Below are 20,150 nucleotides of genomic sequence, written 5' to 3'. Positions count from 1 at the left end.
CGACACGTGTTGTTCCCGGCGTAGCTCAAGCGCAGGTCACGCCGTCGGCTCGACCAGCGCCGCGTCGGCCCGGTAGACGATCTGCATCGGCAGGCCGTTGTCGTCGAGCGGTGGCCGAGGCGGGAGCGAGCGCAGTCGCCCCTCGTGGGGGAGTGCCGTGTAGGCAAGCGCCACCGCGTCGAGTACGTCGGCGACGGTGACCGGTGCGTCGTCCACCGCCTCGGCGGCGGACTGGACCGCGGGCGGAGCGTCCCGATCGATCGACGCTAGCGTGCGCAGGCGTTCGGCGTACCCGCCGGCAGTCCGGCGGTCGTGCTCCATGCGCTCGCCCGCGAACGCGAGGAAGGCGACTTCTGGGTGGGCGGCGGCGAGGAGATCACGGGCCTCGGAGAACTCCCGGAGCAACTGATCGACCGTCGCGATCGTCTCGCTGAGTTCGAAGGCCCGCTCGGAGAGGGACACCCCGGTCGCGCGCTCGTGCGTGCGGTTCGCGACGGGGTAGCGCCGCTTGCGCAGCGCCTCGCGTGCCGGCGGGGCGACGATCTCGTCGGCCCGTGGCCCTACGAGGGTGCGGGCCAACTCGTCACACTCGCGCTCGCCCTCGGCTTCCTCGACCAGTCCGATCGGCACGTCGACGAGGATCGCGGCCGCGTCCTCCTCGTAGCGAAACCAGAGGTCACCGATCCCGTCGAAGGTCGCCGCGTGGTCGAACCCCGCCCGGTCGAACGCCACCGCGATCCAGGTCCCGTCGGCGACGTGTGCCCCGACCCAGACGCCGTCGTCTGCCATACCGGCCTCTGGCGGTGAGAACACAAAAACGTACGCCGCGACGACCCGGCACAGATACACTCGTGTGGTGGATTGCTGCCGGACCGGGGTACAAACCAACGTCGGGCGCGGCGCTGGGAGGGAGAGACGAACCCCATCGGAGACCGTGGTCCGTGGTACACCGACCCTCGGAAGTATTATCCGTCCCCCTCTCATGCGTACAATCGCAATGGCAACCGGTACTGTTGATTTCTTCAACGACACGGGCGGTTACGGCTTTATCGAAACTGAGGACGCTGACGACGACGTGTTCTTCCACATGGAAGACGTGGGCGGCCCGGACCTCGAGGAAGGCCAAGAGATCGAATTCGACATCGAACAGGCCGACAAAGGCCCCCGCGCGACGAACGTCACCCGACTGTAAGTCGGTCGCTTTCGTCAGCGGTCTCGGAGTGCGCGCTCGGCCGTAATCGCCGTTCTGCGTCTCTCCGGCAATTTTCGTTTCTATGAACCGGCCAGCGACGCCGAAGCCGTTCGGTGTCTCACGCCCGGTTCGCCAGTGGACTTAACAGCGCGTCGTGAGATCGTTCGAACATGTCCGAACACGTCCGCGCGAGACTACTGGCGGGAAACCGGGCCCACGTCGAGAGCCGGCCGGCGGGCTACTTCGACGAAGTCCAGGAGGAACAACACCCGGCCGCCGTCTCGATTTGCTGTGCCGACTCGCGGGTCTCACAGGAGGGGATGTTCGACATCGACGGCCCCGGCTGGCTCTTTACGCCGAGCAACATCGGCAACCAGGCGTGGGACGTCGTCGACGGCCAGAAGGTCGTCAACGGCAATCTCCTGTATCCGATCGAGTACACCGGCACGAGGACGATCGCGGTCGTCGGCCACACCGGCTGTGGAGCGGTGACGGCGGCCTACCACGCCGGCACGGGATCGAGTCACAGCCATCCCAGCGGGATCGCGAAGTGGATCGACACGCTGGGTTCGGTCGTCGCGGACGGTCTAGAGGCCGTCGACACGGACGCCGACGAGGCGACTGTCGTCAACCGACTCGTCGAGTACAACGTCGACCGACAGGTCGCCTTCCTCCAAGAGGCCGAGGAGATCCCAGACGACGTGTCGGTGTACGGGTTCGTCTACGACCTCCACGGCGCGTACGACGGCCCGCGCGGGCGGACGTACCTCGTCAACGACGACGGCGAGACCGATCCGGCGGCAGTGCGGGCAGCGCTCGACGAGGGAGACGAGGAGTACGCACAGCGGCTCACTTCGTAGTCGGGCGCTCCGTCGGCTCGGCCGCGTCGGACCCGCGAGCGGCGTGTTCGTGGTGCCAGTACACGCAGCCGGCAAAGAGGAGGACGACGCCGACGAGGGGCGGCTGGGCGATCGAGAACAGCGCGCGTGCCGTGGCCTCTAGCGTCGCGGCAGTCTCGGCCGGGAGCGGTGCGACGACCAGCAACTGCTCGACTGACGGGTACGAGATGATCGCGGAGAGGCCGAGCGTCCCGGCGAGAAAGAGCCTGCGGACGCGCCCCGGCTGCAGGCGATAGAGGACGACCAGCAGCGGGTAGTACAGCAGCGAGTAGTAGAACGGCTCCAGTGGCAGGTACGCGAGCGCGGCCAGCAGCGTCGCGAGGAGCCCGACCAGCCGTCCGACCTCGGTCCGCAGGTCGCGAAGCGACGCCAGCACGACCGGGACCAACAGCACCAGCGCGACGGCAGCGAGCGCGTCGGGAGACAGATCCGGAGCGAGTGCAGCCAGCGGCCGCCGAATCGTCACGAACATCGCCGACGGATCGAGGCCACCGGAGAAGGCTTCTGCCTGCCGCTCGCCGGGGACGACTTCGGTGAAGAAGGTCCACGTCGGCCCGACGCCGAACACGACCAGCCCGGCCGCGATCGTCCCCAGTCCGGTCGCGACCGCAGCGCCAACGGCACGCCAGGACCGCTGGGCCAGGAGCCAGAGCCCGACCACGGCCGGGAACAGCTTCACCGCCCCGGCCAGCGCGAAGGTCCCGCCGGCACGCAGCTCACGGTCACCCGCCAGCAGTCGCGCGCCGACGGCGATCGCCAGGGCCAACTGGAGGTTCACCTGTCCCATCACCAGCACCGGCACCGAGTGGATCGAGCCGAGGACGACCCCACCCACGAGCAGGCGGTCCCGCCGAGCCAGCGCGACACCGGCGTCCTCGATGGCACGGACGATCACCGCCGCGAGGACGGCCGCAGTCACGAGGTTGCACGCGGTCTGGAGCAGGTACGCACCCAGCGGGCTCCCGGTCAGGACGTGCGGGACGAACGCCAGCAACACCAGCGGCGGATAGATGTAGTGAAAGGTCGGATGAGAGGGGGGCGTCACGGCGTAGGGGTCCCCGCCGGCCAGCAGCGTCGTGCCGGCGTGGTAGTACACGTCGGTGGCGACCGCCACCTGTGCGGGGCGAAGCAGCGGCACGGCGAGCAGGTAGACCAGTCCCGCGACGATCGTGGCCGCGAGCGTCGCCCGCACCGCTCTTCGCTCGTCGGTCACTGTGAGTCCTTCGTGAGTTCCGTCAGCGGAACGAGCCGGTGTTCGACCGTCGGCTTCGTGTATCCGGCCGACTCCTCGGTGACGCCGGCAGTGTACACCTCGACTTTCTGCTGGAGCACGTGGGGCTCACCCTGCTTGTTCTTGATGATGTCGACCGATTGCCACGCCTCTGATTCCATGCCCGTTCTGAGAGTGGCGACCTACCTCATACTTGCGGTGGTCACTACCCCCGACCGATCAACGAGTCGGCTCCCAGCGCCAGATGATCGCCGACTCCTCGCGGTCGGGCTCCTGTGGGTTCCAGACCAGGAGAATGCGTGCGTCGCCGAGATCGAGGTACCCGCCAGAAGCCGGCTGGGGCGTCACCTGGTTCGCACCGATCGAGATCGTCTCGCCGGCTTCGAGGACCGAGCCGGCCTGTGTCCCCAGCGGGTCGACGCTCTCGTCGACGGAGACCGGCGTTCCCGTCGCGTCGACCGCACCACGGAGCTGCAGAGACAGCTGGCGGGTCTCGATCCGGTCCCCACTCCGAACGGTGAGATGGAAGTACTGACCGTTCGGTGTCGTCTGTTCGTCGTACTGTGCCGTCATCGCGACCGACGGCGCGGGCTCCTGGCCTCGGTCACCGAACTGAAGTGCGAAGACGCTGATCGTCGCCGCGAGTACCACGACGATCGCGACCAGTACCACCACGCCGACGACGGGACTGACGCCTCTGTCACCCCGACCACCCACGGTCGTCATCGTTCCGTCCGTCGGCCTCGAACGGGTTAAACCATCGTTCGAGATCGAACGGTGAGACCGTCAGCCGCGGTTAGTCGGCCGTTTCCAGCAACGCCCCGGGTGGCTCGCCGGGAAGGTCGTCGCGGTCGTGGGGCGCGTCGAAGTCGGGCTCGGGGCCGGCCGGGACGATCCGCTTGGGACTCACGTCCGGGTGGGTCGTGTAGTAGTGCTCTTTGATGTGGTCCATGTTCACCGTCTCGCTCACGCCCGGCGTCTGGTACAGGTCGCGCAGATACGGCCAGAGGTTGTCGTACTGCTCGATGAGACGGCGATTGCACATGAAGTGGGTGTGGTACACTTCGTCGAACCGCACCAGCGTCGTGAACATGCAGATGTCGGCCTCCGTGAGTCGGTCGCCAGCGAGGTACCGCTGGTCGGCCAGCACCGCGTCCCAGTGGTCCAGCGCGTCGAACAGTTCGTCGACGGCGTCGTCGTAGGCCGCCTGACTGTCGGCGAAACCGGTACGGTAGACGCCGTTGTTGATCGGCTCGTAGATCTCGTCGATGATCCGGTCGACCGCCTCGCGGTAGCCCTCCGGGTAGAGGTCCACATCTCGGGTCGCGATCGCGTCGAACTCGGTGTCGAGCATCCGCAGGATCTCTTCGGACTCGTTGTTGACGATCGTCTCCTCGCGTTTGTCCCACAGCACGGGAACGGTCACTCGACCCGTCATCTCCGGGTCGGCGGCCTGGTACACCTCCCGCAGGTAGTCGCTGCCGTTGACGCTGTCCTCCGTACAGCCGGCCTTTTCTGGCGTGAACTGCCAGCCGTCGTCGCCACGGAACGGATCGACGTAGTCGACGGAGATCGCGTCTTCGAGCCCCTTCAACGACCGGATCAGCAGCGTTCGGTGAGCCCACGGACAGGCCAGACAGACGTAGAGGTGGTACCGGCCGGCCTCGGGCTGGAAGCGTGCGTCGGGATCGTCCTCGATGCGGTCTCGGAACGACGTGGTACCCCGCTCGAACTCCCCGTCCTCGTTCGTCGTCTGATAGGCGTCGGTGCGCCACTCCCCGTCTACGAGCATGTTCATCGTACTCTCTCTTGGGGCTACACGTTCAAAAACGGCCCAGTGACACGCGGGTTACCGTGCAACAGCGACACACGGAGACGCCGGGAGTTCGAAGGCTTAATACGCTCGCTCGGCCACGTATCCGCCAAGAGTATCTATGTCGGACAAGCCAGCCTCGATGTACCGGGAAATCAACAAGCCCTCGTACACGCGCCGCGAGTACATCACGGGCATTCCCGGTTCGAAGATCGCACAGCACCAGATGGGTAACAAGGACGCCGACCCCGAGGACTACCCGGTCCAGATCTCCCTGATCGTCGAAGAAGAGTGCCAGCTGCGCCACGGTTCCATGGAGGCCTCGCGCCTCTCGGCGAACCGCCACCTCATCAAGGAGTTCGGCGAAGGCAACTACAAGATGACGCTGCGGAAGTTCCCCCACCAGGTCATCAGAGAGAACAAACAGGCAACCGGTGCCGGGGCCGACCGTGTCTCCGACGGCATGCGCCAGGCCTTCGGGAAGATCGTCGGCACCGCCGCCCGCGTCCAGGCCAACGAGCGTCTGTTCACGGCCTACTGCGAGGTCGACCAGGCCGAGGAAGTCAAGGAAGCGTTCCGCCGTGCGTACAACAAGATCACGCCTCCGTGCCGCATCAAGGTCGAACGCGGCGAAGAGCAGCTGATCGCCTGAGCTAAAGCGGCGCTGGCAGATTTCTTCCACCTCGGGCTTCGGTAGTCGGTTTTGTCCACGCCGAGCGTCAGATTCAGGGGCACAGCACCGAAGAGCAACGTATGCTCAGGCTGGCCGTGCCGACGAGAGCCGAGACGTTCGATCGCATGCGCGAGCCACTGGCCCAGCGTGGGATCGAAGTCTCGCACGTCCGGACCGACGAGCGGACGGTCTCGCTCGCCGACTCGCCGTTCGACGAGTACGACGCCGGCTTCGTCTTCCCGCCGCGACTCGCCGAGGGCGGCGTCGCCGATGCACTCCTGGACGTGCCGTGGATCAACGACCGCGAGGCGATCTTGCGTTCCCGACACAAGGGCGAGGCACTCGCCCACCTCTCGCAGGCCGGCCTCCCGACGCCCGAGACCGTCGTCGTCTCCAACCCGGTCGACGAAGCCGACCTCAGAGCAGCCTTCGAGCAGTTCGATCCGCCGGTGGTCGTCAAGCCCAACGCGACGACCCGCGGGGTCGGCGTCGCGAAGGCCCACGACCTCGACTCGTTCCTGGGCGTCTGTGACTACCTCGATCTGGTCCACGACTATCGGGCGACCGGCGACCAGTCCTTTCTCGTCCAGGAGTATCTCCCCGACGCACGGGACTACCGGGCGATGATCGTCGACGGCGAGTACGTCGGCGCGGTCGAGCGCCGCCTCCCCGAGGACGCACTGGCCAGCGGCCAGTGGAAGCACAACGTCCACCGCGGGGCCGAGGCCACCGGCGTGACGCTCGCGCCCGAAAAACGGGAACTGGCACGGCGAGCAGCAGCGGCGCTGGAGATCGACTATCTCGGCGTCGACCTCCTCGTGACCGACGAGCGGACGGTCGTCAACGAGACGAACGCACGCCCGACGATCGACAGTGCCACCAAGTACGAAACGGGATTCTGGGACGACGTCGCGGCGCTGATCGAGACGACGGCAAAGAGCCAGTAGGCCAGCGATTCAGTTCAGACTGATGTCGCTGGGATCCTCTGCACGGTCGAACGTGACTTCGAGAATACCGTTGTTGTACGTCGCGTTCGCGGAGTGCTCGTCGACGCGGGCGGGCAGCGTGATCTGGTCGTCGTAGTCGCGGTGGGTCCCGGCCGCTTCGATCGTCAAGACCGTCCCGTCGCACTTCAGATCGATGTCGTCCTTGTCGACACCCGGCACGTCGGCGACGACCCGGAGCTGATCGTCCGTCTCGTGTACGTCGAGGTGCATATCTGTGCCTCTCGAACCGCCGCCACCCTGTTCGATGTGGACGTCGCCCTCCGGTCCCATCACGTCGTTCATCATCCGCTCTAGCTCGCGGAAGAACTCGTCGAAGGGGTCGTCGCGGTCGTCGCGTCTCATCCTACCTACCCTAGACGGACGTTGGGGAATAAACCTTCGGCCCACCCGTTGGAGAATCAGACGCAGGTCTACAACGAGGACGACCGAGGGCGACAGTGAGCGGCCCGTATACGTGGATACGCTGATGGCCCCACGTCGACGACCGCCTCTGCCGAGACGGTGTCTCTGACGGAGTATCCAGGCACCGACACCGAAACGAATATTAGGGACATCGACACGAGGAACGTGAACGAAACGATCCGATTGCGATTGTTTGAGATCGGTTTTGATCGGGATATATCACCCGGATTGCGTTCAGAGACGCAGCCACGAACCCACACCATGAATAGCAGTATAACGTCGACACGCTCCGCAGATGCAACCCCATTGCCGGCGGGGAACAGAATTATAATACCAAACGAACTATCTTGCACCCATATATTGACAATCGGAATAGAATACTGGTCATTTCAGTGTGGACAATGACCAGTTGCGGTGCCAGACGTTGACAACGAGAGAGAACAGTACCGAATCACGTCCACTTCGAAAACCATTTACTGACGGTGGACGGGCTATGTACCATGAGCGAAGAAACCGTTCGCGTCGGAGTCAACGGCTTCGGCCGCATCGGTCGCAACGTGTTCCGCGCATCGCTGGACAACGACGCCGTCGAGATCGTCGGCATCAACGACGTGATGGAAGACGAGGAGATGGAGTATCTCGCCAAGTACGACTCCGTCATGGGACGACTCGACGGTACCAGCCTCGACGACGGGACTCTGACCGTCGAGGGAACCGACTTCGAGGCGGGCGTCTTCCACGAGACCGACCCGACCCAGCTTCCCTGGGAAGAGCTGGACGTCGACATCGCCTTCGAGTCGACCGGCATCTTCCGTAGCCACGAAGACGCGAGCCAACACCTCGACGCCGGTGCCAACAAAGTCGTCATCTCCGCGCCGCCGAAGGGCGACACGCCGGTCAAGCAACTCGTCTACGGCGTCAACCACGACGAGTACGACGGCGAAGACGTCGTCTCGAACGCGTCCTGTACGACCAACTCCATCACCCCGGTCGCGAAGGTACTGCAAGAGGAATTCGGGATCGAGTCGGGACAGTTGACGACGGTCCACGCCTATACGGGCACCCAGAACCTCGTCGACGGCCCCAACAGCAAGCCCCGCCGTCGCCGCGCTGCAGCCGAGAACATCATCCCGACGACGACGGGCGCTGCTCAGGCCGCGACCGAAGTCCTCCCCGAACTCGAAGGGAAACTCGACGGGATGGCCATGCGCGTCCCGGTCCCCGACGGTTCGATCACCGAGTTCGTCTGTACACTCGAAACGGACGCCACGGAGAGCGACATCAACGCCGCGTTCGAGGCCGCTGCCGACGGAGAACTCGAAGGCGTACTGGGTGTCAGCGACGACCCGATCGTCTCTCGGGACGTGCTGGGCCAGCCGTACTCGACGATGGTCGACCTCGAGAACACGAACGTCGTCGGCGACCTCGTCAAAGTGCTGACCTGGTACGACAACGAATTCGGCTTCGCCAACCGCATGCTCGATCTCGCCGAGTACGTCGCCGAGTAACGCACCTTTCCAGCGGATTCTACCGTCTTCTCGATCGAATACACTGACCCGTCACTAAGAGTAACCGAGCCAACGGTCGAGGTTCGAACCACTCTCTCCATCTGTGCGTCGTAGAAAGCCAAGGGCCGGATTTGAACCGGCGATGGGCGGCTCTGCAGGCCGCTGCGTTAGGCCGAACTCTGCCACCTTGGCGCAGTTTCAGGTAACGGGGTGGTTCGCTTAAGCGTAGCGGTCTCGGCTCGACACCCCTCCATCGACGACTGCCGAAGGCGCTACGTCGACACTCGTTCGATAGACGAAATCGCGACCGCTGCTGTGGCGTCGACCACAGAGCCGCGCCGGAGCTGCCGATAGACACGGCGTCGCCACTTCTCGGCACGGAGAGATCGGGCACCACCGCTCCCCGATCGATATGAAAAAAGCCCGCAACCACCACGGCTGCGGGCTCTGTAGTATGAATAGCAGGCGGCGAACCGGCTTTCCCAGGGGTTCGCACACCCCAGTACTCACCGGAACGCTGGCAGGCTTAACCGCCGTGTTCGGGATGGGTACGGGTGTTTCCCTGCCGCTATGGCCGCCTTTACGCCGAGTCACGGAATCGAACCGTGAAACTACCACTCTCGGTCTCCGCGTAATACGTGCGATCCAGTAAACGCCTGGACTCGTACAAATCGAGTCACAGTGCAATGAGTGTGTGGCTTCGGTCGATTAGTGCTCGCGGGCTCAACGTCTCGTTGCCTCGACGCGTACACCCCGAGTCTATCTATCTCGTCTTCTACGAGTGACCTCTGCGGTATCTCTTTTCCAGGTGGGTTTCGAGCTTAGATGCATTCAGCTCTTACCCCGTGTGGCGTGGCTGCCCGGCACGTGCCCTCTCGGACAACCGGTACACCAGTGGCCACCAATCGGAGTTCCTCTCGTACTATACGATCGTTCCCGTCAGATACCTTTACACCCCCAATAGATAGCAGCCGACCTGTCTCACGACGGTCTAAACCCAGCTCACGACCTCCTTTAATAGGCGAACAACCTCACCCTTGCCCGCTGCTGCACGGGCAGGATGGAGGGAACCGACATCGAGGTAGCAAGCCACCGGGTCGATATGTGCTCTTGCCGGTGACGACTCTGTTATCCCTAGGGTAGCTTTTCTGTCGTAGATCGGCCCGCATCAAGCAGGCGCATCCGTTCGCTAGACCACGCTTTCGCGTCAGCGTCACCGTGTTGGTAGTGACACTGTCAAGCTATCTTTTGCTCTTGCGCTCTTCGCCGCGTCTCTGTCACGGCTGAGATAGCCTTAGGGCGCGCTCGATATTCTTTCGAGCGCGTACCGCCCCAGTCAAACTGCCCGGCTATTGGTGTCCTCCGCCAGGAGTGAGGGTCACAGTCACTACCGGGTAGTGTTTCATGTCTGCCTCGGTGGTCCGCTAGCGCGGATACCTGTGTAATGGCTCCTACCTACTCTGCACAGTAGCGACCATGTCCCAGCAACAGCCTGCAGTAAAGCTCCATAGGGTCTTCGCTTCCCCTTGGGGGTCTCCAGACTCCGCACTGGAACGTACAGTTCACCGGGCCCAACGTTGGGACAGTGACGCTCTCGTTAATCCATTCATGCAAGCCGCTACTGAAGCGGCAAGGTACTACGCTACCTTAAGAGGGTCATAGTTACCCCCGCCGTTGACGGGTCCTTCGTCCTATTGTACTAGGTGTTCAGATACCCGCACTGGGCAGGATTCAGTGACCGTACGAGTCCTTGCGGATTTGCGGTCACCTATGTTGTTACTAGACAGTCGGAGCGTCCGAGTCACTGCGACCTGCTCCTGTCAGGAGCAGGCATCCCTTATTCCGAAGGTACGGGACTAACTTGCCGAATTCCCTAACGTCGGTTGTTCCCGACAGGCCTTGGCTTTCGCCGCCACGAGCACCTGTGTCGGATCTCGGTACGGATCATATGCTCCCTTTTCACGGGCCCCAGGTTGAACCAATTTTCACTATCCCGCCGTTCGTCCGCTTCCTGCCATTACGGCTTCCACGGATTTGGACGGTTCGACCGGGCGAAGGCCCGGCTTGGTCGACCCCGAGGCGTCGGTTTCACTGCATATGAGCGCTGGAATATTAACCAGCTTCCCATGTCGTCCCCTTCGAATTACGGGGGGACTTAGGACCGGCTAACCCTCAGTTGACGAACAGTGCTGAGGAACCCTTGCTCGTTCGGCCGTCGGAATTCTCACCCGACTATCGCTGCTACTATGGCCAGAATTGTCGTCACCGATCGGTCCACAGGAGTTCTCACCCCTGCTTCCATCCAATCGGAGCGCCAACCTACTCGATCTCCCTTTCACGGGAGCGGCCAGGTCTCGGTGGTGGATTTGAGTCCCGATCATTTTCAGCGCCTCAAACCTCGGCCGGTAAGCTGTTACGCTATTCTTAGAGGGTAGCTGCTTCTAAGCTCACCTCCCGGCTGTCTAGGGCTTGAGACCACTTTCGATCACACTTAATCCACACTTTGGGACCTTAACCCGGCGCTGGGTTGTCTCCCTTACGGTACACAGGCTTACCCCGCATACCGGACTGCCCGCGTCGACGGCGTTCGTAGGTTCGGAGTTTGACAGAAGTGTTCACTTCTCTCGAAGTGAAGCACCTCAATCGGTCGCTCTACCCCACGAACTACCTCGGCGGACGTCATGCTTCGACATGTTTTGGTTGGAACCAGCTGTTTCCGGGTTCGATGGGCCTTTCACCCCTACACGTAGGTCACGGGAGGGTATTGTAGGACACCATCCCTAACGGGCCTCCACGTGCCTTTCGGCACGCTTCACCCTGCCCACGCGTAGATCACCCGGTTTCGGGTCGTGCCCGTTTGACTCCCCGCCCTTGAAGACGGCGGCCCTCGCAATGCTGCGGCCATGTCGGTTTCCCTATGCCTTCCCCGATTATCGGGTTAGACTCGCCAAACAGGCACACTCTCTGGCTCGTTTTTCAAAACGCACGACGGAACTTCGGCTTCCTGTAAGTCCTACACACGGCTCGCGCCGCTTTCGTTTGTTACAGGACCTTTCAAGCCCCGTCGCTCGATCGCCACCTGATTTCAAGCCCTATTGCAACCCCCGTCTGAGGGTGCTTTTCAGCGTTCGCTCACGCTACTTGTTCACTATCGGTCTCGGAGAGTATTTAGCCTTGGCAGTCGATGCCTGCCATCTTGACGAGGGATTTCCAACCCCCGCTACTCTGGAGCTACCGCACGACGTACTGACCTTCACTACGGGGTTGTCACCCTGTATCACGCTTCGTTCCAGAAGACTTCGTGAAGATGGTCGGCCGATGAAAGGTAGTCCGTACACCACATTGCCCGTGAGGGCTTCGGTTTGGGCTGTGTCGCGTTCACTCGCGGTTAGTAACGACATCGCATTGCGCTTTCTATTCCTCTCGATACTAAGATGTTTCAATTCTCGAGGTTCCCCATTGCGCGAAGCAATTGTTAGAGGGATTCCCATTCGGAGATCCATGGTTCTTTGCCTCCGTGCGGCTCCCCATGGCTTTTCGCAGCTTGGCACGTCCGTCATCGGCTTCCGAGCCGAGCTATCCACCAGGCGGCACAGTAGCCAACGTCAAATTTGGTTGTGACTCGATGAAATTGCACGAGTCCAGTGGACGCCTGGATCGCACGTACACGCGGTGTCATCAGTACAGCCGGTGCGACCCGGTCTGTACATCGACCCTTCCTACCCACGCTTGCACGGGGTAGTGCACTGGTCTGCCGTACGTCGTTCGAACGCCGTCCCACACTTAAGGGGCTCGGTTCGAACACGGTACGGAGTATGGACCCACTGGGATTTGAACCCAGGGCTTCCTCCTTGCAAAGGAGGTGCTCTGCCGCTGAGCTATGGGCCCGACGCCTCGTCCGCAACGTTAGCCCTAGTAGTTCATAGGTGCCCGGTCGACGGGTGTCGGTGGACGCTGCCAAAGGTGGGCCAGGCGCGTCGGCCTGGTCCCGATCGTTAGGAGGTGATCCAGCCGCAGATTCCCCTACGGCTACCTTGTTACGACTTAAGCCCCCTTGCGAAGCCCAGATTCGACCATCGCATGATGGCCTCATCCGGACCTCACTCGGGTGCTTTGACGGGCGGTGTGTGCAAGGAGCAGGGACGTATTCACCGCGCGCTTCTGACACGCGATTACTACCGAATCCAGCTTCATGTGGGCGAGTTTCAGCCCACAATCCGAACTACGACCGAGTTTAGGGGATTAGCTCTACCTCTCGGTACCGCATCCCACTGTCTCGACCATTGTAGCCCGCGTGTTGCCCAGTCCATTCGGGGCATACTGACCTACCGTTGCCCGTTCCTTCCTCCAACTTAGCGTTGGCAGTCCTCCTAGTGTACCCAACTACCACAAGGGTATTGCTGGCAACTAGGAGTGCGGGTCTCGCTCGTTGCCTGACTTAACAGGACGCCTCACGGTACGAGCTGACGGCGGCCATGCACCTCCTCTCAGCAGCGTCGGGTAAAGTCGTCAACCTGACCGTCATTACTGCTGTCGGGACTGGTGAGATGTCCGGCGTTGAGTCCAATTAAACCGCAGGCTCCTCCGGTTGTAGTGCTCCCCCGCCAATTCCTTTAAGTTTCATCCTTGCAGACGTACTTCCCAGGCGGCTCGCTTCTCGGCTTCCCTACGGCACAGCGCAGGCTCGTAGCCTGCGGCACACCTAGCGAGCATCGTTTACAGCTAGGACTACCCGGGTATCTAATCCGGTTCGAGACCCTAGCTTTCGTTCCTCACCGTCGGGTCCGTCTTTCTGAGGCGCTTTCGCTACCGGTGGTCCGTCCAGGATTACGGGATTTCACTCCTACCCCGGACGTACCCCTCAGATCTTCCGGCCCCAAGCCAGTCAGTTTCCGCTGGACGCCGACGCGTTGAGCGCGTCGATTTCCCAACAGACTTGACCGGCCGGCTACGAACGCTTTAGGCCCAATAATAGCGGCCATCACTCGTGCTGCCGGTATTACCGCGGCGGCTGGCACCGGTCTTGCCCAGCACTTGTTCCTGTACCACCTTACGGTACAGAAAAGCGAGGGCTATATGCCCTCGCACTCGGAGTCCCCCTATCGCACTGTCGTGCAGTGTAAAGGTTTCGCGCCTGCTGCGCCCCGTAGGGCCCGGTATCTTGTCTCAGATACCGTCTCCGGGTTCTTGCTCTCACAACCCGTACCGATTATAGGCACGGTGGGCCGTTACCCCACCGTCTACCTAATCGGCCGCAGCCACATCCTATGACGCCGGAGCGTTTCCAGCTCTCGACACTCCAGTCTGAGAGCTGTATCGGGGATTAGCCTCAGTTTCCCGAGGTTATTCCCGTCCATAGGGTAGTTTGGCCACGTGTTACTGAGCTATCTGCCGCGGGTCTAAACCCGCGCGACTAGCATGGCTAAATCGGACTCCGATAGCAATGGCCTCCGGCAGGATCAACCGGAATGTCCCCTGCAGAGCAGGGGGGTTAGGCGGGATCACACCCATAAGGGTGTGGTCGCTATCGAAGAGCGTCCGACGACACTCGTCGACCGAGTGTCACCGAACTACTAGGGCTAACATCAGATCCCATCTTGACGGCGGACCGCAGGGGTGGAATCCTCATTCTTCCGGACCTGAACGTTCTCCCGAAGGCATCATAAAGCCTTCGAGTCGTGTTCGGCGAGAGGGGCTCGCCGTGTGGTCCGAGTGGCCAGGGGTTCGTCCCCGGCCGGGCATCGGTTGCGTCCAACCCGAACACCCTGTTACACTTAAGGGCGTCGGATGGACGCAAAGCCCGGCAAGGGCGGTCTGCCCTGCGCCGCTTCGTATTACGTTCGAGGAGCAGGGACAACTTAAGGCCGTCGAACGACCCCCGCTACGGCATGCGATTACATGGGTACGTCGGGTGTCGTACAGTGGCAGACGAAAGGCGACCAGCAGGTCGGCGAACAGAGATACCGTCGACTGTCACGATGTCGGGATCGTCCCGCACCACAAATGATGGAACACATCAGAGACGGACGACAAACAGTGTATGAGTATCGCGCGGCTGGAGGTCAGCCGATCATCCCGCGCAGCGTGCGTCGGTCGGGCCGAGTGTGGCCGCGCACGTGTATGTGAGCGCCCGGGTTGTAAATGTCTCTCGGCACGGAACGACCGGCACAAAAATAGCGGGGCTCGAACGGTTAGATCTCGTCGAGGTGCTCTACGCCCTCTTTAGAGACGTTCCCCTTGGTGATGTCGCCCGGCATCCAGCCGGGCTTGTCGTCGGGAGCCTCCTCCTCCCAGGCCCATCCCTCGTAGATGTGGACCTTGTGGGTTCCCTTCTCGCGGAGCCGAATCTCTTCGGGATCTGCGTCGTCTTCGCTGTCGGCGGGATCGAGACGCCGGGCGGCCTTCAGTGCCGCCTGACGTGGTGTTCCACCCGAGAAGACGCTCGTTTCGTCACCGTCCTGTGTTCGGAGCGCAAAATTGCGCTTGTCCTTGTCGCGTGCCATGGTTCTCACCGCTCCATGTCAATGGAACACATGGCTCAACATAAATATACCCCCAAATCGACCGCTCCCGCCACGGTACATTTATATGTGATAACGAACCGAGCCCCGAAACCGGGTCGAAAAACGGCCGTGTCCCGTGCTCGCGCGCGGTGACGCGTGAACGGTACGCCTCGCACGGTAGACTTAAGTATATCCTACGGCGATGCACGGAGTAGGATAGCGCGATGGTGCGAAAGAAGAAGCTCAGCCCAAGTGGCGCCAAAGACGACGATGGCGAGTACCACAACGTTCACATCAACATCCACGAGGACGAACTCGCAGTCGCTGGGATGGAGATCGGTGACGAAGTGTTCGTCCGCGTCCGAGACAACAAGATCATCATTCAGAAGGCAGACCCAGAGGACGTCGAACACGAGTTCTAGCAGCACCATCACGGCGGATCGCGGTCCACCTGAACCGCGACTGCCGGACGGAGACACATGAATCCCTACGACATCGTACGACCGCTGTTGTTTCAGTTGCCGGCAGAGACCGCCCACCGGACGGTACACCGACTGCTCGAAGTGGCCGACGAGACGCCTGCGACGGCGTTGCTCGAACGACGGTACCGGATCGACGACGACAGACTGGCGGTCGACGCGTTCGGCCAGCAGTTCGACAGCCCGGTCGGCGTCGCGGCGGGGTTCGACAAGAACGCCGAGATACCCGGTGCGCTCGGTGCGCTGGGCTTTGGCTTCGTCGAGGTCGGTGGCGTCACGGCCGAGCCACAGACCGGAAACGCCCGCCCGCGGATGTTCCGTCTGCGCGAAGACGAGGCGATCATCAACAGGATGGGATTGAACAACCACGGCGCAGACGTCGTCGGCGAGCGGCTGGCGGCGACGGACGCCGCAGTGCCCGTCGGCGTCAACATCGCCAAGAGCGAGCACGTCGGCACCGACGACGCACCCGACGACTACCGTTACACCTACGAACAGGTCGCGGACGGCGGCGATTTCTTCGTCGTCAACATCTCCTGTCCGAACTCGCAGGGGTTCGAAGAACTCCAGAACAAGGAGTCGATGGCGGCGATTCTCGGCGAACTCAAAGACGCTGGCGCGGCTCCGATACTGGTCAAACTCGCGCCCGACCTTCCGGAGCCGGCGATCGAGGACGCGCTGGCGATCGTTCGCGAACTGGATCTCGACGGCGTCGTGGCGACCAACACTTCCACCGAGCGGCCCGCATCTCTGCAGAGCGAGCACCGCGTCGAGACCGGTGGCCTCTCGGGCAAACCCATCGAGGACCGGGCGACGCGAATGGTCAGGTTCGTCGCCGAGCGCGTCGACGTACCGGTCGTCGGCGTCGGCGGCGTCTCCAGCGCCGAAGGGGCCTATCGGAAGATACGGGCCGGCGCGACGCTGGTCGAGCTGTACACGGCACTGGTCTACGAGGGGCCGACGCTGGCCCGAGAGATCAACGAGGGGCTGGTGGCGCTGCTCGAAGCGGACGGGTTCGAGACGATCGAGGACGCCGTCGGCGCTGATCTGTAAAGCGGCGTCGAGATCGTGACACGGTGGCGATCTGGGAGCCAGTGAGGGCTACTCCAGAGCGTCCAGACGGAACTCGAAGGCAGCCACCGGTACTTCGAGGTCGTGTTCGACGAGCACTGCTGGGTCGATCTCACCGACGACGCCCACGGTCTCGCCGTCGAGTTCGACCGCCGCAGTCCGGCCGTCGATGAACGTCGGGTGGTCGATCGGTGGCGTCGCGAGTTCTTTGTCGAAGTTGGCGGCGATGGCCTGCAGGCGCGTCTTGGCGTCCTCGTAAGAGGCGTCGTGGCGCGCGACCGCGGCCGCGACCGTGCGGTGCTCGGCGACGTTGGTGTTGGTCGACTCGTCGACCTCGGCAGCCAGACCGATCTCCGCGAGGTCCTGTGGGTACGAGCGGTGCGTGTTGTTTTCGAGGACGAGCATGATGGAGGGCAGCGCCCACGACCGCAACATCGTGTAGTCCTCGCTGTAGGGCTCCTGGATCGTCACGGGATCGCCGCCGCCGACGGCGTCGCTCCCGGGTGTCACCTGCAGGCGCTCGTAGTTCTCTTCCTCGCTGATCATGTAGAAGTTCAGCAGGTCCTCGAAGCCCAGACCGACAAGCACGTCTCGGGTCGCCCGTTCGAGCTTCGAGCGGTCGTGACGGCCGCCGACCGTCGACACGTCGGGGTATCTCGGTTCCAGCGTGTTGAAGCCGTAGGCGCGACCGAGGTCGTCGATCACGTCGATCGGGTGGAGCACGTCGACGCGGTAGGGCGGAATCTCGAACTCGTAGACGCCGTCGGTGTCGGTCTCGCTGGCGTCGAGACCGGCCCGGTCGGCGAGATCGCCGATCTCGCGCTTGTCGAGGTCGACGCCCAGAATCGTCTCGATGCGGTCGTGGGCCACGGTCTTGGTCTTTGTCCCGAGGTCCGGGCGGACGAACGACTGGCCCGCGTACTCACCGGGCGCGCCGTCCGTGTACTCGACGGTGACCTCCTCGACGGTGCCGCCGCGAGCGTCGAGCGCGTAACAGACGATCGACAGCATGTGGTCGATCGTCCACTGATCGGTCCCGGTCATCTCGACGAAGAGGTCCCGCGAGCCGGTGTCGACTTCGGTCCGCTTGCCGTTGATGACCGGCGGGAACGAGAACAGCCCGATCGAGTCGTAGATCGCCGGGACGCGATCCATCTCCGCGACGAGGTCGGCGTACTCGACGCCGATGTGGTGTTCTTCGGTCACCTCGGCGGGGGTCATCGCACGGTCGCCTTCGAGGGGGACGAACTCCTCGCTGTCGGGGTCGATACCCGTGTAGGTGATCGTCTTCTCGACTGCCTCGCGCTCGTCGTCCTCGCCGGCCGGGCCAGCAGCCGGGCTGTCGAGCTCGCCGACCGCTTCGTCGGGCGGCGTCGACGCCGTCACGTTCGCCGCCCCGCCTTTCAGCATCGTCAGGTCGTGGACGCCGATCGCGCCCTTGGCGCGCTTGCGTCCCATCGTGGCGTGGAGCTTCTCCTGGAGCTGGATCAGCGAGTCTAGCGACGACTCGTCGAGGTCCAGCCCGCGGACGATCGCGCCGGTGACGTAGGGCCGTTCCGGCGGCGTGTCTTCGACCTCGATGGTCCACTCGGCGTCGTTGGTGCTTGGGACGTACACGCCGCGGTCGTCGCCGTAGTCGTAGCGCAGCGAGCGGGCGATCCCCTCGACGGAGAGTCTGTCCAGCCGGTCGGGGGCAAACTCCAGTTCGAAGTGGCCCTCGTCGGTCTCGCCTTCGTACTCCAGGCCCAGCGAGAACAGGTCGTCGCGGAGTTCGTCGTCGCTCTTGTCGCCGTGGCCGGTCAGTTCGCGCAGTTCGTCGGGGTCGATGTCGACAGTTGGCATCAGTAGAGCACCTCCTCGGATCGCAGGAAGTCGAGATCGACCAGCGTCCCGTGGACGTCTCGGATGTCCTCGGCACCGGTCACGAGCATCAACAGGCGTTCCAGGGCCAGCCCCCAGGCCATCACGTCACAGTCGACGCCGAGCGGTTCGAGCATCTCCGGGCGGAAGATGCCGGAGTTGCCGATCTCGATGAGTTCGCCAGTCTCGGGGTGGCGACCGAACAGCTCGAAGCTCGGTTCGGTGTAGGGGTTGTAGTGGGGCTTGAACTGGATGTCGGTGATCCCGAACTGCTCGTAGAACTCGGTGAACGTCCCCATCAGGTCCCGGACCGACAGCTCCTCGGCCATCACCCACCCTTCGATCTGGAAGAACTCCAGCAGGTGGGTCGCGTCCAGCGTGTCGTTGCGGTACGCCTTCTCGATCGAGAAGAACCGCTGGGGCGGTTCCAGCTCGCCGAGCGCTTCGCCGGAGAGGTGGCGGGCGGTCAGGGACGTGGTGTGACCCCGCAGAGCCAGGGCCTTGGCGAAGTCGAGGTCCCACGGTGAGTGGTACCCCTCGCCGTCGGGACCGACCCCCTCACGGTGGGCCGACTCGACGCGCTCGACCAGTTCCTCGGGCAACTCGTCGATCTGAGCCGGCCGCTCCAGCGCGAAGCGATCCCAGTGGTTGCGCGCAGGGTGGTCCTGTGGCATGAACAGGCAGTCGTTGATCCAGAAGTCCGCGTCGACCGTCGGCCCCTGCATCTCCTGGAACCCCATGCCGACCAGGGTGTCTTTGACGTTCTCGGCCTGCTGGCGCAGGACGTGGGTCTTGCCGGTCCTGACCTCGTCGGCGTCGGCTTCGACGTTGTACTCGGCGAACTCGACGTCCTGCCACTCGCCGGACGTGAGCAACTCGGGCGTGACCTGCCCGACGGTTTCCGCGACTTCGACGCCAGCCATCAGCGTCGTCACGCCGTCGTCGGTGAGCCGCGCGGAGCGGACAGTAGTCTCGGAGATCTCGACCAGTCCGCGGCGATCGAGTTGTCCGAGTACGTCCTCGTCGTCGACCGACTCGCCGTCGGCCAGCGCGGCCAGTGCCGCGGCTTCCGGATCGCTGTCGGGATCGGCCTCGGGGTCGGCCGACACGGCACCGCTGTCGATCTGGCCGTACCCCTTGCGTGCGAAGTTCGAGAGCGCGATGTCGACGGCCGCACCGTCGAGGCCGGCCGCGCCGATGACCGGGCCCATCTCCGCGGGTTCGTCGTCCGCACCGGCGTCGATCGCACCGCGGTAGAAACGGACTTCCGGGAGCCCTTCGTCGAGGTACGTTCGACCTTCGTCGGTCAGTGTGGCGGACTCGACGGTCTCCTCGGAGAGTGCGAGCAGTCCCTCGTCTTCGAGTGCGAAGGCGGCACCGGTCGCCGTCTCCGGTTTCAGGCCGGCCTCGTCGGCCAGCGTGTCGATACGTCTGGCGTCGTCTGCGTCGGCAGCCTCCAGCAGGGCCACCTGCGCGTGTGGTAATCGCATGTTCGTTGTCGGATACACGGCG

Annotated in this window: 16 protein-coding genes, 2 tRNA genes and 3 rRNA genes; 7 read left to right on the top strand and 14 right to left on the bottom strand. The window is 63.2% G+C overall.

Annotation, left to right across the window (positions count from 1 at the left end; all coding sequences use genetic code 11):
• Nucleotides 1-36: 36 nt before the first annotated feature.
• A complete protein-coding gene (locus ACAH01_RS01700) occupies nt 37-789 on the bottom strand; it encodes a DUF429 domain-containing protein (protein ID WP_208628891.1) in 753 nt (250 codons plus the stop codon).
• A gap of 208 nt (nt 790-997) precedes the next feature.
• On the opposite strand from ACAH01_RS01700, the gene ACAH01_RS01695 reads away from it, so the two are divergent.
• Both ACAH01_RS01695 and ACAH01_RS01690 read left to right on the top strand, forming a co-directional pair.
• Nucleotides 998-1,192 carry a cold-shock protein gene (locus tag ACAH01_RS01695; RefSeq protein WP_018256778.1) on the top strand — a complete coding sequence of 65 codons (195 nt, stop codon included), beginning with the start codon at nt 998-1,000 and terminating at the stop codon, nt 1,190-1,192.
• A gap of 170 nt (nt 1,193-1,362) precedes the next feature.
• Nucleotides 1,363-2,052, top strand: a complete 690-nt coding sequence (locus ACAH01_RS01690) for a carbonic anhydrase (RefSeq protein WP_170092854.1) — start codon at nt 1,363-1,365, stop codon at nt 2,050-2,052.
• Here ACAH01_RS01690 and ACAH01_RS01685 read toward each other — a convergent pair.
• The 4 genes from ACAH01_RS01685 to ACAH01_RS01670 all read right to left on the bottom strand — a co-directional run bounded on the left by ACAH01_RS01685 (nt 2,042) and on the right by ACAH01_RS01670 (nt 5,120).
• Entirely contained in the window at nt 2,042-3,304 is a 1,263-nt protein-coding gene (locus ACAH01_RS01685) for a glycosyltransferase family 87 protein (protein WP_170092855.1), read from the bottom strand. The two genes, ACAH01_RS01690 and ACAH01_RS01685, sit on opposite strands and share 11 nt — an antisense overlap.
• Nucleotides 3,301-3,483: a hypothetical protein gene (locus tag ACAH01_RS01680; RefSeq protein WP_170092856.1), complete on the bottom strand. Its 183-nt coding sequence runs from the start codon at nt 3,481-3,483 to the stop codon at nt 3,301-3,303. The genes ACAH01_RS01685 and ACAH01_RS01680 overlap by 4 nt, the downstream gene beginning before the upstream one ends.
• A gap of 58 nt (nt 3,484-3,541) precedes the next feature.
• On the bottom strand, nt 3,542-4,048 hold the full coding sequence (locus ACAH01_RS01675) for a type IV pilin (RefSeq protein WP_372480041.1): 507 nt from the start codon (nt 4,046-4,048) through the stop codon (nt 3,542-3,544).
• Between the two features lie 70 nt (nt 4,049-4,118).
• Nucleotides 4,119-5,120: a glutathione S-transferase family protein gene (locus tag ACAH01_RS01670; RefSeq protein ID WP_372480040.1), complete on the bottom strand. Its 1,002-nt coding sequence runs from the start codon at nt 5,118-5,120 to the stop codon at nt 4,119-4,121.
• Between the two features lie 136 nt (nt 5,121-5,256).
• On the opposite strand from ACAH01_RS01670, the gene ACAH01_RS01665 reads away from it, so the two are divergent.
• Both ACAH01_RS01665 and ACAH01_RS01660 read left to right on the top strand, forming a co-directional pair.
• Nucleotides 5,257-5,787: a 50S ribosomal protein L16 gene (locus tag ACAH01_RS01665; RefSeq protein ID WP_015761633.1), complete on the top strand. Its 531-nt coding sequence runs from the start codon at nt 5,257-5,259 to the stop codon at nt 5,785-5,787.
• A gap of 101 nt (nt 5,788-5,888) precedes the next feature.
• Nucleotides 5,889-6,755, top strand: coding sequence for a RimK family alpha-L-glutamate ligase (locus ACAH01_RS01660; RefSeq protein ID WP_372480039.1), 867 nt, complete (start codon nt 5,889-5,891; stop codon nt 6,753-6,755).
• Between the two features lie 9 nt (nt 6,756-6,764).
• Here ACAH01_RS01660 and ACAH01_RS01655 read toward each other — a convergent pair whose 3' ends face one another.
• Nucleotides 6,765-7,157 (bottom strand): Hsp20/alpha crystallin family protein, encoded by a 393-nt coding sequence (locus ACAH01_RS01655; protein ID WP_018256786.1) that lies wholly within the window; start codon nt 7,155-7,157, stop codon nt 6,765-6,767.
• A 560-nt stretch (nt 7,158-7,717) separates the two neighbouring features.
• On the opposite strand from ACAH01_RS01655, the gene gap reads away from it, so the two are divergent.
• Nucleotides 7,718-8,725 (top strand): type I glyceraldehyde-3-phosphate dehydrogenase, encoded by a 1,008-nt coding sequence (gap, locus tag ACAH01_RS01650; RefSeq protein ID WP_372480038.1) that lies wholly within the window; start codon nt 7,718-7,720, stop codon nt 8,723-8,725.
• Between the two features lie 116 nt (nt 8,726-8,841).
• Here the strand turns inward: gap and ACAH01_RS01645 are convergent.
• The 6 genes from ACAH01_RS01645 to ACAH01_RS01620 all read right to left on the bottom strand — a co-directional run bounded on the left by ACAH01_RS01645 (nt 8,842) and on the right by ACAH01_RS01620 (nt 15,228).
• Nucleotides 8,842-8,917: transfer RNA gene (locus ACAH01_RS01645), tRNA-Cys, on the bottom strand.
• 268 nt (nt 8,918-9,185) lie between these two features.
• Nucleotides 9,186-9,307, bottom strand: a 5S ribosomal RNA gene (gene rrf, locus ACAH01_RS01640).
• 107 nt (nt 9,308-9,414) lie between these two features.
• Nucleotides 9,415-12,333 (bottom strand): 23S ribosomal RNA (locus tag ACAH01_RS01635).
• A 208-nt stretch (nt 12,334-12,541) separates the two neighbouring features.
• A tRNA-Ala gene (locus ACAH01_RS01630) sits at nt 12,542-12,613 on the bottom strand.
• A 109-nt stretch (nt 12,614-12,722) separates the two neighbouring features.
• A 16S ribosomal RNA gene (locus tag ACAH01_RS01625) occupies nt 12,723-14,195 on the bottom strand.
• The 16S, 23S and 5S rRNA genes sit together here with 2 tRNA genes alongside, the layout of an rRNA operon.
• Nucleotides 14,196-14,916: 721 nt before the next feature.
• A complete protein-coding gene (locus ACAH01_RS01620) occupies nt 14,917-15,228 on the bottom strand; it encodes a non-histone chromosomal MC1 family protein (RefSeq protein WP_015761640.1) in 312 nt (103 codons plus the stop codon).
• Between the two features lie 224 nt (nt 15,229-15,452).
• Between ACAH01_RS01620 and ACAH01_RS01615 the strand changes: the two genes are divergently transcribed.
• Both ACAH01_RS01615 and ACAH01_RS01610 read left to right on the top strand, forming a co-directional pair.
• The gene (locus ACAH01_RS01615; protein WP_015761641.1) at nt 15,453-15,650 is read left to right on the top strand and encodes a hypothetical protein; all 198 of its coding nucleotides are present in this window, start codon (nt 15,453-15,455) and stop codon (nt 15,648-15,650) included.
• Nucleotides 15,651-15,707: 57 nt separating this feature from the next.
• Entirely contained in the window at nt 15,708-16,760 is a 1,053-nt protein-coding gene (locus tag ACAH01_RS01610) for a quinone-dependent dihydroorotate dehydrogenase (RefSeq protein WP_372480036.1), read from the top strand.
• A gap of 48 nt (nt 16,761-16,808) precedes the next feature.
• On the opposite strand, the gene pheT is transcribed toward ACAH01_RS01610, so the two are convergent.
• A complete protein-coding gene (gene pheT / locus ACAH01_RS01605) occupies nt 16,809-18,620 on the bottom strand; it encodes a phenylalanine--tRNA ligase subunit beta (protein ID WP_372480035.1) in 1,812 nt (603 codons plus the stop codon).
• Entirely contained in the window at nt 18,620-20,128 is a 1,509-nt protein-coding gene (locus ACAH01_RS01600) for a phenylalanine--tRNA ligase subunit alpha (RefSeq protein WP_372480034.1), read from the bottom strand. The genes pheT and ACAH01_RS01600 overlap by 1 nt, the downstream gene beginning before the upstream one ends.
• Nucleotides 20,129-20,150: the final 22 nt, after the last annotated feature.

The sequence above is a fragment of the Halomicrobium sp. HM KBTZ05 genome, from assembly GCF_041530035.1.
GTDB lineage: Archaea > Halobacteriota > Halobacteria > Halobacteriales > Haloarculaceae > Halomicrobium.
This window is presented reverse-complemented; position numbering and strand designations above follow the sequence as displayed.